Origin of the sequence: Marinobacter sp. M1C, from assembly GCF_023314135.1 — a bacterium.
In the GTDB taxonomy this organism is placed as follows: domain Bacteria; phylum Pseudomonadota; class Gammaproteobacteria; order Pseudomonadales; family Oleiphilaceae; genus Marinobacter.
Window position 1 is genome coordinate 2,726,153 of sequence record NZ_CP092289.1, and the last position, 13,227, is coordinate 2,739,379.

The window sequence follows — 13,227 nt, forward strand, 5'->3', positions numbered from 1 at the left end:
TATGAATACATCATTTTTTTCGAACACAAATGTTGATGACAATGTTTGAAAACGAACATAATCAAGTAAAAGAAAGCCAGAGGGAAACCGAATTTTCGATAAAGAAACGAAAAATCAATCACCTCCGGACAAATTAATTAACGCGGAATCGCCCCGCCAGCGCTTCGATATTGCCCACAGAGGCCTCAAGGCGCTCGCAGGTTGCAACGAGTTCGTCAATTTCCTCCAGGCTGGCGTTAGCGGAACTGCTGATTTCGTTTACCTGGCGAGCAACCGACTTACTTACGCTTTCCTGTTCATCCATCCCCAGACGGGTTTGATCGGCTCCCTGGTAAATTCGCGCCATGGCACTGCGAATCTTTTCGGCGCCTTCAGAAACACTGGCCATCAGCGTTCTGACCGCCGCCAGTTGCGAAAAGTTGTTGTTCATTGAACGGACAGATTCCGACGCTTCTCCCTGAAGACGCTCTACCAACGTGCGGATGGTCTCGGTGCTTTCCGTGGTTTTCCGGGCCAGACCCCGAACCTCGTCGGCGACGACCGCAAAGCCGCGCCCGGCCTCTCCCGCCCGAGCAGATTCAATCGCGGCATTCAATGCCAGTAGATTCGTCTGATTGGCGATACCATCGATCACTTCGGTAATTCGGCCGATGTCCTGAGACGCTTTTTCAAGTTCATGGAGCTTGGCCGCTGTATGCCCGGATTGGGTTTCGAGCTCTGCCACACAAAGGCTTCCACGTTCTGCATCGGACAGGTTCTCGGCAACCTGCTGGTTTATCTCACCCACCAGATCGTGAGTTCCCCGTACTGAACCCGCTACCTCACGAGCAGACGCCTCCATCTGGGTCATCGCCGCCGCTATGGCACCGAGTTCTTCAGACTGTCCGCGCACCCGTTCATTGAAGTCCCGGGCAAACCGGGCATTGCCTGTTGCAATAACGGCAATGTCACCACCCGCCTGCTGCAAACTGCCCAGAACAGTCGCCATGGCATCCGACAACTGGTTCACGGAAGCTTTGAGGTCAATAAACTCACCCTTGGCGTTAAACTCCAGCCGGCGCGAATAATCACCCTTTGCCATGCTGGCCAAGTGCGAAAGTGTGGCCCTAAGCGGCAGACTGATCATTCTGGCAAGCCACACCGAGGTGCCCAAAGCGAACAAAACAACCAGCGATAACAACCAGTAAACCAGCTGTTCCGACCGCCTGGCAGACTCGTCAAGCGCCGCGACCGTTTGGGTTATCCGGTCTGAAACCGCCACTCTCATCCCGTCGAGATTATCCGCAAGATCACCCAAGTGGCTATCCACTTCTCGCCCGACTTTAGCCAACTTAAGGCGATTCTGACGGTAGCCCAGATACTGGTTAATGATGCCGGCGTCCTGATTTACCGCCGCCATAAAACTGCTTATCAATATTGGAAGTCCTTCCAGTCGTGGAACTTCCGACACTAACGCATTAATATCCGGTTCAATAATCTGGGTATTAACCCGCAGATTCTCGATGACGCTAGCCAATTTATCGGCATCGTCAGTACTCACCATTTGCATAATGAGCAGCTCAATGTACGCCAGGTTTTCCATAATCGTAGTAAACAAGTCCCGAATATAAATATCGTCACCGGCGGGTTCCGTACCCTCTCTCACTAATAGCCGTTTCATTTCTGCGTTATTAGCCAGAAATGCTGACAAACCTTCAGTAACTATTTCGGAAACTTCCAACACCGAACGATTGTATTCGCCCAGTTGATCAACGGATAATTTCAGCGCCATAACATTTTGTGCAACACGTTGGTTTCGAGTTTGCACCACAGGAAATTTCTCTATGTTGTCTAAAGAAGAAATGCCACTCGCCAAGGTGTTTAATGTCTTAACGGTTGTTTCAAGCGCAGACAGCCTGGCAGCCAGTATATCGGGGTCTTCTGCCGCCATTATAGAAAGCGCCTGTTTTCCGGCTTCAGCCCGGTAAGTGTCAATTTGCTGGATTTGTGCAGCGAGGGGAAAGTAGTCTGATGTCAGCTCATAGGTGGTACCCGAGAAAGACGACATAATGCGACTATTAAATACGCCCCAGCAGACAATGATTAAACAAAGAATCGCAAAGCCAGCGTAGAGCCGGTGAATAACCGAGATTTTATTCATGTTTTTGTACTCTCACCACTAGCCCAAAATGAACTGAGCAAAAGAGCAGGAAAGGCCGACAGGAAAACACGTAGGCCAGAAGAGTTCGTTTGAATTAATGTAATCGGGGGAAGATAAGAAATCAACCGGACTCACCATAGTAACGGTGAGTTGCCTGCTGCAATCGAGAGGTTCAACTGCAGCAGGCATCGGTCTTCAGAAATTAGCTCTTACGAGCGTCTTCCCAAGTTTTGAGCAGTTCATTGTAAGGTACGGTTACGCCTTGTACCTTTTCGTTGGCCAGCTTGGGCTTAGGTGCGCCCGGCTGATCAAGCCAGTACTGCGGGTCACGCGGCTCGTTCAGCTTAGGACCACAGGTTGCCAGTACGTTGGCACGTTCCAGGCGCTCCAATACGCGATCTTGAGCATCGGCCAGGCCATCCAAAGCTTCCTGCGGCGTTGCTTCACCACTGGCTGCTTGGGAAACGTACTGCCACCAAAGCTGGGCCAACTTCGGGTAATCAGGAACGTTGGTGCCAGTCGGCGTCCATTGAACCCGTGCCGGGCTGCGATAGAACTCAACCAAACCACCAAGCTTCGGCGCCATTTTCGACATTACGTCAGAGTTAAGGTCAGAATCGCGAATCGGCGTCAGGCCAGCGACGGTTTTTTCCAGGGACACAGTCTTGGAAACCGTGAACTGGGCGTACAACCACGCTGCCAGGCGGCGCTTCTCAGGAGTGGACTTCATGAACGTCCAGGAACCTACGTCCTGATAGCCCAACTTCATTCCCTCTTCCCAGTAAGGACCGCGGGGCGAAGGCGCCATACGCCATTTCGGAGAACCGTCTTCATTTACAACCGGCAGTCCATCTTCAATCATGCTGGCGGTGAAGGCCGTGTACCAGAAAATCTGCTGGGCGATTTCGCCCTGGGCAGGCACGGGGCCAGATTCAGAGAAGGTCATACCCGTTGCTTCGGGCGGCGCATACTTCTCCATCCATTCAACATACTTGGTGGTCGCGTAGACCGCTGCCGGGCTGTTAGTTGCACCGCCGCGGGACATGTTAGACCCGACCGGATGACAGTCTTCAACCCGAATACCCCACTCATCTACCGGCAGGCCGTTAGGCAGGCCTTTGTCGCCAGCACCGGCCATAGAGAACCAGGCATCAGTGAAGCGCCAGCCCAGAGAAGGGTCTTTCTTGCCGTAATCCATGTGGCCGTATACTTTCTTGCCATCGATCTCTTTAACGTGAACCGAAAAGAACTCCGCGATGTCTTCGTACGCAGACCAGTTCACCGGAACACCAAGATCATATCCGTAAATTTCTTTGAACTGCTTTTTCAAATCTTCACGTTCAAACCAGTCCGCACGGAACCAGTAAAGGTTTGCAAACTGTTGGGTCGGAAGCTGATAAAGCACGCCATCAGGCCCTGTGGTAAAGTCCAGGCCAATAAAGTCTTCAAGATCCAGAGTCGGCAGAGTAAGGTCTTTACCCGCGCCATTCATGATTGCGTCAATGGACTCCACTTTTCCGTAGCGGAAATGCGTACCGATGAGGTCTGAATCGTTTACATACGCGTCATAGATGTTACGGCCAGACTGCATCTGGGTCTGCAGCTTCTCGATAACGTCGCCTTCCTGGAGCAGGACATGAGTAAGCTTGATGCCGGTAATTTCCGAGAATGCTTTAGCCAGAACGTTGGATTCATACTCGTGAGTGGCAAGGGTTTCTGAGACCACGTTGATTTCCATTCCGCGGAACTCTTCCGCAGCCTGGGTAAACCAAGCCATTTCCTTCATCTGCTCTTCTTTGCTGAGAGTCGACTTCTTGAATGACTCACTTACCCACTTTTCAGCTGCGTCCGAATATTGATCGGCGTAAGCTTGCAGGCTCAAACTCATACTGGCAGCGGCAATAGCGACACTGAGTATAAGAGTTTTAGGATGTTTGTTATTTTTGAACATACCCAACCTCATTTACTTTTTATGGATGGAGCGGGACCAGTCCGCACTCCGATTTTACATCAACATCACTTACAGCACTCGAGTCATTAAACGTTATATTCGAGAACCGCCTAATGATCGCTTTCGATCATTAACTCAAATTTAGTTCGTTTTCGAATCCTTTACAACCTTTTTGGTCCACAATTTTCACTATTTCACATCGGGTCATGCTCTCGTCTCATTAGCCCCAACGTAACAACACCGCCGCCCAGGCCACAGACACCGCCAACGCAACCCATAAGCTGACATCGCTTATTGCCAGAAAAGTCAGGTGAATATAAGCAGTCGACAACAAGCTAATAAACAACCGGTCGCCGCGAGTGGTTTCGATAGGCAAAAATCCTTTGCGCTCACGACAGGGCGAAACAATTTCGTAAACGGTCATAAACGCAAGAATCGAAGCGATCACCGCAAAAAAGATTACGACCGTGGGGGTCCAGTTCATCCAGTCAATCATCAGTGTTCTCCTTATACGCGTCCGAGAGCGAAGCCTTTGGCCACATGGTTACGAACGAACCAAATCACCAACATGCCGGGAATAATCGTCAGAACACCCGCTGCCGACAGCACACCCCAGTCAATACCGCTGGCGCCTACGGTCCGCGTCATGATGGCGCCAATAGGCTGAGCGTCCACAGATGTCAGGGTGCGGGCAAGCAAGAGTTCTACCCACGAAAACATAAAGGTAAAGAATGCGGTCACGCCGATACCAGAACGAATCATCGGCAGGAACACTTTGATAAAGAATTTTGGAAAGCTGTAACCGTCAATAAAGGCCATCTCGTCGTATTCACGAGGTACACCTTTCATAAAGCCTTCCAGAATCCACACCGCCAGGGGTACGGTGAACAAACAGTGCGCAAGTGCAACGGCAATGTGTGTATCAAACAGACCAATTGACGAATACAGCTGGAAGAATGGCAACAGAAATACCGCCGGCGGCGCCATCCGGTTGCTCAGCAACCAGAAAAACAGATGCTTGTCGCCCAGGAACTTGTAGCGGCTGAATGCGTAAGCCGCCGGCAGAGCCACCAGCAACGTAATGACCACGTTCATGGCCACATACGTCATCGAGTTGAGGTAACCGTTGTACCAACTAGGATCACTAAAAATGACCGCATAATTGTCAAGGGTGAAGATTTTTGGAAAAAGCGTAAGGCCACCCAGAATTTCCTGGTTTGTTTTGAACGACATGTTCAACAACCAGTAAACCGGAGTTAGTACAAACGCGATAAAAAGGGTGATCCCTACGTTTTTGGAACGACTTTGTTTCATCTCACTCTCCTTATTGTTCTTTGTCAGCTTGAGTGATGGCGGTAAAGAACAGCCACGAAATCAGCAGCACAATCAGGAAGTAGATCAGCGAGAAAGCAGCTGCACGCCCTAGGTCGAACTGTCCGATGGCCATGGTGGTCAATGTTTGGCTCAAGAAAGTGGTCGAGCTGCCAGGCCCGCCGCCGGTCAACACAAACGGCTCGGTGTAAATCATAAAGCTGTCCATAAAGCGCAACAGCACCCCAATGATCAACACGCTTTTCAACCGTGGCAGCTGGATGTAACGAAACACTGCCCATTTAGAGGCGCGGTCAATTTCAGCTGCTTGATAAAAGGCTTCCGGGATGGCGCGCAGGCCCGAATAGCAAAGCAGCGCCACCAGCGACGTCCAATGCCACACATCCATCAACAGAACCGTTAACCAGGCATCAACGGTGTTGCCGGTGTAGTTGTAGTCAAAGCCAAGCTCGTTAAGACCCCAACCAAACAGGCCGATGTCGCCACGGGCGAAAATCTGCCAGATGGTGCCGACCACGTTCCAGGGAATCAGCAGCGGAATAGCGATCAGAATCAAACACACAGAACCTTTAATGCCAGACTTCGGCATCATCAGCGCAACACCGATACCCAAAGGGATCTGAATCAGCAGCACAGCGCCGGAAAACATGAACTGGCGAATCAGGGAATCCTGCAAAAGCTCGTCACCCAGAACCTCTTTGAACCACTCGGTACCGACGAAAAATGCCTGTCCAGGGCCGAAAATATCCTGCACTGAATAGTTTACAACGGTCATCAACGGAATCAACGCTGAAAAAGCGACTAACAAAAATACCGGCAGCACCAGCCACCAGGCGCGATTGTTATGGATTTTTTTCATTATTGTTGCTCCTGTACCAGGAATTCATCGACATACAGCTTCAGCCACTGTTGCGGGAACGAAAGGTACGTGCGGTTGCCAATGACACCCTCAAACTCTTCGTTCATCCGCACTTTCATCTCCTGCTGATCCAGCCGCACGGTGATAATTTTGTAAGTACCGAGGTCTTCCATATCCAGGATCTCCGCCTCGTAAGTATCGTCTGAAGCAGTCGGAGACAACTCGATAAATTCCGGGCGGATCCCAATTTTGATGTTTGTAGATTTGAGGCGTTTCAACATCTCGACCTGCCACGGCGCCAGGTCCACCTGAGTAGACCTGAAACGAACCCCTGCGGCGCTGCGCTCTACTTCAATCAAGTTCATGCCCGGGCTGCCAATAAAGTAACCAACAAAGGTATGGTTGGGCTGCTCAAACAACTCGGTGGGCGTACCGAACTGAACAATCTGGCCGCCGTACATCACCGCAATCTTGTCGGCAAATGTAGACGCTTCCAGCTGATCGTGGGTCACGTACACCATAGTGATATCAAACTGCTCGTGAATCTGCTTCAGTTTACGCCGCAGCTTCCACTTCAACTGGGGATCAATCACCGTCAGCGGTTCATCAAACAGAATGGCCGACACGTCTTCCCGCACCAGGCCGCGCCCCATGGACACTTTCTGCTTTTCGTCGGCGGTCAGATTTTTAGCTTTCTTGTAAAGCTTGTCTTCAATTTCCAGCACTTCGGCAATTTCTTGCACTCGCGCCTTGATGCGTGACTTCGGTATTTTGTTGTTCTTTAACGGAAATGCCAGATTGTCAAACACGGTCATGGAGTCGTAAACAACCGGAAACTGGAACACTTGGGCGATGTTCCGATCCCGCGGCGACAGCTCATTGACCCGCTTACCGTCAAACAGCACTTCACCTTCAGAGGGCTGAACCAGGCCGGAAATGATGTTCAGCATGGTGCTTTTGCCACAACCAGATGGCCCTAGCAGAGCGTAGGCGCCGCCTTCATGCCAAACGTGGTCGAGCTGGCGAATCGCATAGTCTTCCGGCCCGCCAGGCGTTTCGCTGTAGCTGTGAGCCAGTGATTTCAATTGAATTTCAGCCATTAGACAGCCCCTCGTGATATCCGGGATGGTGTGTGCACCAACTTTTCGGCGCTATCGAAAACGAACAGCTTGTTGATTGGCAGGTAAATCTTAACAGGGGCACCGGTGTGGTATTGGTGAACACCCATCAGCTGCATCACCATTTCAAAATGGCTGTTTTCGATGTGTATAAAAGTTTCCGAACCGCTGATTTCGCTCAGCGCTACTTCCATTGACATTTCAAGATCGTCGTCGTTGGCCGGCACCAGAGCAATGTGGCTAGGGCGAACCCCGAACCAGTAATCTCCTGGCGTCAGTTTAGACAACTCCTGAGTCAGGGCATGATGGGAGTATTCATCAAACGTCACTTCGGTGTCTGTCACGCGTCCGCGGATCATATTCATCGGCGGTTCACTGAACAGCTGCGCGGCCAGGGTATTTACCGGTGACCGGTACACATCCATAACCGGACCGTTCTGAATCACACTGCCTTCATGCAACAGCGTAGTTGTGCCGCCCAACGCCAAGGCTTCGTTGGCTTCCGTGGTGGCGTATACCGCAATACACTGGCGCTCACGGAAAAGGTCTCGCAGTTCGGCCCGCAGCTCCTCCCGTAATTTATAATCAAGGTTCACCAAGGGTTCATCGAACAGCACCAAAGTGGCATCTTTAACCAACGCCCGCGCCATCGCCGTACGCTGTTGCTGGCCGCCGGAAAGTTCAAGGGGATAACGCTTTAGAAGGGGGCTAATCTGCAGCATGGCCGCGGTTTCTTTCACCCGGCGGTCAATCTCAGACTCAGCCATTTTCGCCAAGCGCAAAGGCGACGCAATGTTTTCATACACCGTTATGCCTGGGTAATTGATGAACTGCTGGTAGATCATCGAGACGTTCCGGGCTTGCACGCTCTGTCCGGTTACATCCTGGCCGTTGAAGATCAACCGACCTTCGTTAGGTTTATCAAGTCCGGCCATCAAGCGCATCATCGAGGTCTTACCCGAGAGCGTTCGACCTAGCAGCACATTAAAAGAGCCAGCCTGAAAAGTGAGATTGGCATCCCGGATATAGTCGACACCGTCGACCCTATGGGAGAGGTTCTCCAGAGTTAAGGACATATCTATTCCTTCTTGTTCTTGTGGAAACACATCTGGGCAAATGATCGCGCCCGATCTTTTGATTGCGAATTAGACAACGCAAACGCTATACCAGTTTTTCGTAATTCTACGTAAAAATACTTATAGTTCTGATTTATATAGAATTTTTTTATCGCTGCTCTTTCTAAATCGAAATTAACTATGTTCGTTTAACACTACTTTGTTCAACTTGAACATTGACCTCAACAAAAATTACACAGATGATTGAACAGTATTTAGTGCAATAATGAACAACCCGCTTCGCACATCGGCGTCGAATAACTCCAAAACGAACACAGAGATGCGGCTTAATGAAAAACACCGAATACGAAAATGAACGCAGCCTGGTCGAACAGTCCTGGGATCGCTGCATCGCCTGGGGCCTTGATCACGACTTTGAACCCACACCACCGGCACCCGGCGCAGCACAGGTAGAGGAGCTGGAGCGCCAATATCACGAACTACTCGCCAGTACCGAAGCCGAAGTGTTGCCCTACTATAGAAATGTACTGTCCAGCAGTCGCTGCCTGATTCTGCTGGCAAACCGGCACGCAACAGTGCTCAAAAGCTGGGGTGACGAGCGTATTACCGGGGCACAATTAAAACCTTGGTTCCAGCAAGGCTCAAACTGGCAGGAGGAGCGCTGTGGTACAAACGCCATAGGCACTGCGATTGCCGCCAACAAAGCGGTGCAGATTCAGCGCAACGAACACTTTTTAAAACTCAATCGCAGCATGATTGGCTCTGCCGCGCCTATTTTTGACGCACACAAGCAGTTGGTTGGCGTACTCAGCGTATTCAGTGACGCCTACCTGCCCCAGGCTCACACTCTGGGCGTGGTTCGGTTGCTGGCGCAGTCGGTAGACAATCGCCTGCTAAAGCGGCAATTTGAGCGGGACCATTTTCTGCTGACACTCAGTACCACCGCAGACAACTTCGACAGCCCCTGGTCCGGTATACTGATTTGCGATGACTTGGGGCGTGTCGTGGCCAGCAATCAGCGTGCTGATCAACTGTTAAGTAAGACGACCGTTGGGGTTCGGCTGGACGACCTGTTTACGACCCATCGCAATCACATTCTTGGGCACCCACCGCAATCTGCGTTGCAGCTCAGCACTAAAAATCGAGTACGTTTGAGTGCGAAGGTCCAGCGACCCACTGTTGCCCACGTAAAGTCGCCCGCCGAGGATGATCTAGTAGTAGCACGACAAACCAAGGCGACACAGACGAACAGCGCCGACTTTTCAACCCTTGAATACGGCGACGCAACCGTTCGCCGCTGCGCCGAACAAAGCCTAAAAGTGCTGGAGCGCGGCGTGCCAGTGCTGATTACCGGGGAAACCGGGGTTGGCAAAGAAGTGCTGGTTAAAGCCCTGCATCAGGCCACACAGCGCAGAGAGCAGGCGTTGGTTGCCGTTAATTGCGCGGCTATTCCGCCGGAGCTGGTGGAATCGGAACTGTTCGGCTACGAAGCCGGCGCCTTTACCGGAGCACGGGCGCAAGGTTCGTTGGGGTTCATTCGTAAAGCTCACAAAGGCATTTTGTTTCTGGATGAAATTGGCGAAATGCCATTATCGGCACAATCCAGGTTATTGCGGGTACTTCAGGAACGAGTGGTAACACCGGTTGGCGCCACCGACAGTATTGCGGTAGATATTTTGCTGATAACAGCCACCAACCGAGCACCGGCCTTGCACGTTGAGTCGGGCCAATTACGTGCAGACCTTTACTATCGCATCAACGGATTGTGTGTCGAACTGCCAGCACTTCGTGATCGCACTGATAAACAAAAACTGGTGCAACATATTTACAGCCAATACCGCGACCCAGTGCAAAGCGAGGCACTGTCGCCCCGGATTCTGGCAGCACTGACCAATCACCCGTGGCCCGGAAATATCCGCCAACTGGTCAATGTGGTCAGGGTCGCTGTTGCCATTGCCGACGGCGAAGATCTCCAGATATGGCATCTGCCCGCAGATTTTTTGGCACAGCTCGACCCCACCGCTACCGGCAACCTGTCAGACGCAGTTAACGCCGCCATCGGCGAGAGTCGCTTGGAGGCCACGCTTGGCAGACTAAAAAAAACCGCGCCAGAACCCCTTTCTCACACATTGCAGGTCTATCAAAAATGCATGGGTAACATTTCCAGCGCAGCGCGAGAGCTATCAATCAGCCGCAACACACTTTATAAGCGCCTGCGGGAACTTGGTGTGCGCTAACGCGTATACCGAGTTTATTACCGCTTCACCTAAAGCTTATGGACCGCCTGAATCCAACCCGCGTACAGTCGATCGCGATCTGCTTTCGACATCACCGGTGCAAAGCGGCGATCACAGCGCCATAACTCGGCGAGTTCGTCCAGCGAACCGTATACACCCGCTTTCAAACCCGCCAAATAAGCTACGCCCAAAGCAGTGGTTTCCACCAACGAAGGCCGATCAACAGTTGCGCCCAAGATATCGGCCAAAAACTGCATAACCCAGTTGTTTTTAACCATGCCACCATCTACCCGCAGGGTAATCGGACGAATGCCGTCTTTCTCCATGGCTTTCTGCAGGTCTTTGGTCTGATAGCACACCGATTGCAACCCGGCGGTCACAATTTCCTTAATGCCGGTGTCGCGGGTCAGGCCAAAAATGGCGCCGCGGGCGTTAGGGTCCCAATAAGGTGCGCCCAGTCCGGTAAACGCCGGCACCAGATAAACGCCGTGGTCTACCGGCGTGCATTGCGCCAGTGGTTCAGCCTCGCTGGCGTTATTAATCAATTGCAAACCATCACGCAGCCACTGAATCGTTGCCCCGGCAATAAAGATGCTGCCCTCTATCGCATAGGTCGGCTTACCATTCAAACGATAGGCGACCGTTGTCAGCAAACGATGCTCGGATTGCAGCGCTTTGTCGCCGGTATTGAGCATGAGAAAACAACCTGTGCCGTAGGTGCTCTTCGCCATACCGACCTCGAAACAGGTCTGGCCGAACAACGCCGCCTGCTGGTCGCCGGCAACACCTAAAACAGACACGCCGTTTAGCGCACCGCCTTCCGTGATTTTGCCAAAATCGTCTGACGAGTCCATCACTTCGGGCAGTAAGGACGCGGGAATGTCAAATAATTTCAGTAGCTCTTCATCCCACTGCTGGGTATGAATATTAAACAGCAACGTGCGACTGGCGTTGGTAGCGTCGGTGCGGTGTACCTGCCCCCCGGTGAGCTTCCACAACAGAAAACTGTCAACGGTTCCAAAAGCCAGTTCCCCACGTTCTGCCCGCTCTCGCGTGCCTGGAACATTTTCCAGTATCCAACGGATTTTTGTGGCGGAAAAATAAGGGTCTATTAACAGTCCGGTTTTGCTATGCACTGCGGGTTCATGGCTGGACGACTTCATTGTTTTGCAGTAAGCGGCAGTTCGCCGATCCTGCCAGACAATCGCGTTATAAACCGGCTCGCCGGTTTTCCGATCCCATATAATGGTGGTCTCACGCTGATTGGTAATGCCCACTGCGATTACTTCGTCATCTGCACCGAACTCTTCGGCCATCACTTCGTCGCAGGTACTTTTCACCGTCGACCAGATGTCTGCCGGCTTGTGCTCTACCCAGCCACTGTCAGGAAAATGCTGGGGAAACTCCTGCTGCCGTACCGCATGAATATTGCCACGCAAATCAAAAAGAATAGCGCGGGAACTGGTGGTTCCCTGATCTATGGAAAGTATGTATTGACTCATTTTTTGTAGACCTCGTTTTCTTATTTGTTCGTATTTTTACTTTTTTGAACATGAATGCCAAGAAGTTTCGCCTGTATCCGCACTCTGCGCACGTCTGTTGGGCCCGAACGGCTGCATAAAACATCGAAAACGACTAAACTTTCGTAGTATTTTCAATCAAACACACAGTCATATAAAAAGAACCCCAAGTGGAGGATGTTGAATGGCACAGCGGCGCCGACAGGATTTGATTATGGAACTGATCCAGCACAACGGTTTTGTAACCACCGAACAGCTCGTAGACCAGTTCAAAGTAACGCCGCAAACCATTCGCCGGGACTTGAACGAGCTAGCCAAACATAAAAAACTAAGGCGCCATCACGGCGGTGCGGGCATAGACTCAAGCACCGTCAACACCGATTATCAGGCCCGCAAGATTATGGACCTGGAGGCCAAAGAGCGCATCGCCGAAGCCATGGTCAAGCTGATTCCCGATAATTCCTCAATATTCATCAACATTGGCACCACTACCGAAACCATTGCTAAAGCCTTGCTTGAAAAGAACAACTTACAGATTGTAACCAACAATTTGCACGTAGCCTCTATTCTATCCGCCAAGGACGACTTCCACGTTATTATCGCCGGTGGCGAAGTACGCAGTCGCGATGGTGGCATCGTAGGCGAAGCCACGCGGGATTTTATCAATCAGTTCAAAATGGATTTTGGCATTATCGGCATCAGCGGCATTCACAACGACGGCTCGCTACTGGATTTTGATTACCGCGAAGTGCGAGTCGCCCAGGCAATCATTGCCAATTCCGGTCAAATTTTACTAGCAGCGGATCACTCCAAGTTTGGCCGCAACGCCATGGTTCGGTTAGGCAACATCACCCAAGCCGATCACGTATTCACTGACCAGCCACCACCCCCGGAAATCTCGCGACTGCTCATCGAACACGATGTTATTCTTCATTTAGTCTGATTTTTGGGCGAAGAATCGGTTTGATGCTCCATATCTTCTTTTATTTTCGCT

10 protein-coding genes are annotated in these 13,227 nt (G+C 51.4%); 2 read left to right on the top strand and 8 right to left on the bottom strand.

What is annotated here, in order from left to right:
- Window positions 1–133 precede the first annotated feature (133 nt).
- The 7 genes from MIH19_RS12805 to MIH19_RS12835 form a co-directional block, all read right to left on the bottom strand.
- On the bottom strand, window positions 134–2,140 hold the full coding sequence (locus tag MIH19_RS12805; protein ID WP_249005254.1) for a methyl-accepting chemotaxis protein: 2,007 nt from the start codon (window positions 2,138–2,140) through the stop codon (window positions 134–136).
- A 202-nt stretch (window positions 2,141–2,342) separates the two neighbouring features.
- Window positions 2,343–4,091: an ABC transporter substrate-binding protein gene (locus MIH19_RS12810; protein ID WP_249005255.1), complete on the bottom strand. Its 1,749-nt coding sequence runs from the start codon at window positions 4,089–4,091 to the stop codon at window positions 2,343–2,345.
- A 220-nt stretch (window positions 4,092–4,311) separates the two neighbouring features.
- Window positions 4,312–4,587 carry a DUF2160 domain-containing protein gene (locus MIH19_RS12815; RefSeq protein ID WP_018403689.1) on the bottom strand — a complete coding sequence of 92 codons (276 nt, stop codon included), beginning with the start codon at window positions 4,585–4,587 and terminating at the stop codon, window positions 4,312–4,314.
- Window positions 4,588–4,598: 11 nt separating this feature from the next.
- Window positions 4,599–5,405, bottom strand: a complete 807-nt coding sequence (locus tag MIH19_RS12820; protein WP_249005256.1) for a carbohydrate ABC transporter permease — start codon at window positions 5,403–5,405, stop codon at window positions 4,599–4,601.
- 10 nt (window positions 5,406–5,415) lie between these two features.
- The gene (locus MIH19_RS12825; RefSeq protein ID WP_249005257.1) at window positions 5,416–6,282 is read right to left on the bottom strand and encodes a sugar ABC transporter permease; all 867 of its coding nucleotides are present in this window, start codon (window positions 6,280–6,282) and stop codon (window positions 5,416–5,418) included.
- Window positions 6,282–7,382 (bottom strand): ABC transporter ATP-binding protein, encoded by a 1,101-nt coding sequence (locus MIH19_RS12830; RefSeq protein WP_249005258.1) that lies wholly within the window; start codon window positions 7,380–7,382, stop codon window positions 6,282–6,284. The genes MIH19_RS12825 and MIH19_RS12830 overlap by 1 nt, the downstream gene beginning before the upstream one ends.
- Window positions 7,382–8,476 (bottom strand): ABC transporter ATP-binding protein, encoded by a 1,095-nt coding sequence (locus MIH19_RS12835; RefSeq protein ID WP_249005259.1) that lies wholly within the window; start codon window positions 8,474–8,476, stop codon window positions 7,382–7,384. The genes MIH19_RS12830 and MIH19_RS12835 overlap by 1 nt, the downstream gene beginning before the upstream one ends.
- A gap of 329 nt (window positions 8,477–8,805) precedes the next feature.
- Between MIH19_RS12835 and MIH19_RS12840 the strand changes: the two genes are divergently transcribed.
- The gene (locus MIH19_RS12840; RefSeq protein WP_249005260.1) at window positions 8,806–10,713 is read left to right on the top strand and encodes a sigma-54-dependent Fis family transcriptional regulator; all 1,908 of its coding nucleotides are present in this window, start codon (window positions 8,806–8,808) and stop codon (window positions 10,711–10,713) included.
- 29 nt (window positions 10,714–10,742) lie between these two features.
- On the opposite strand, the gene glpK is transcribed toward MIH19_RS12840, so the two are convergent.
- Window positions 10,743–12,215, bottom strand: a complete 1,473-nt coding sequence (glpK, locus tag MIH19_RS12845; RefSeq protein WP_249005261.1) for a glycerol kinase GlpK — start codon at window positions 12,213–12,215, stop codon at window positions 10,743–10,745.
- Between the two features lie 202 nt (window positions 12,216–12,417).
- On the opposite strand from glpK, the gene MIH19_RS12850 reads away from it, so the two are divergent.
- Window positions 12,418–13,176 carry a DeoR/GlpR family transcriptional regulator gene (locus tag MIH19_RS12850; protein ID WP_249005262.1) on the top strand — a complete coding sequence of 253 codons (759 nt, stop codon included), beginning with the start codon at window positions 12,418–12,420 and terminating at the stop codon, window positions 13,174–13,176.
- Window positions 13,177–13,227: the final 51 nt, after the last annotated feature.

Coding starts and splice junctions, on each gene's coding strand:
- MIH19_RS12805 (WP_249005254.1), bottom strand. CDS start 2,140: ATGAATAAAATCTCGGTTATTCACCGGCTCTACGCTGGCTTTGCGATT.
- MIH19_RS12810 (WP_249005255.1), bottom strand. CDS start 4,091: ATGTTCAAAAATAACAAACATCCTAAAACTCTTATACTCAGTGTCGCT.
- MIH19_RS12815 (WP_018403689.1), bottom strand. CDS start 4,587: ATGATTGACTGGATGAACTGGACCCCCACGGTCGTAATCTTTTTTGCG.
- MIH19_RS12820 (WP_249005256.1), bottom strand. CDS start 5,405: ATGAAACAAAGTCGTTCCAAAAACGTAGGGATCACCCTTTTTATCGCG.
- MIH19_RS12825 (WP_249005257.1), bottom strand. CDS start 6,282: ATGAAAAAAATCCATAACAATCGCGCCTGGTGGCTGGTGCTGCCGGTA.
- MIH19_RS12830 (WP_249005258.1), bottom strand. CDS start 7,382: ATGGCTGAAATTCAATTGAAATCACTGGCTCACAGCTACAGCGAAACG.
- MIH19_RS12835 (WP_249005259.1), bottom strand. CDS start 8,476: ATGTCCTTAACTCTGGAGAACCTCTCCCATAGGGTCGACGGTGTCGAC.
- MIH19_RS12840 (WP_249005260.1), top strand. CDS start 8,806: ATGAAAAACACCGAATACGAAAATGAACGCAGCCTGGTCGAACAGTCC.
- glpK (WP_249005261.1), bottom strand. CDS start 12,215: ATGAGTCAATACATACTTTCCATAGATCAGGGAACCACCAGTTCCCGC.
- MIH19_RS12850 (WP_249005262.1), top strand. CDS start 12,418: ATGGCACAGCGGCGCCGACAGGATTTGATTATGGAACTGATCCAGCAC.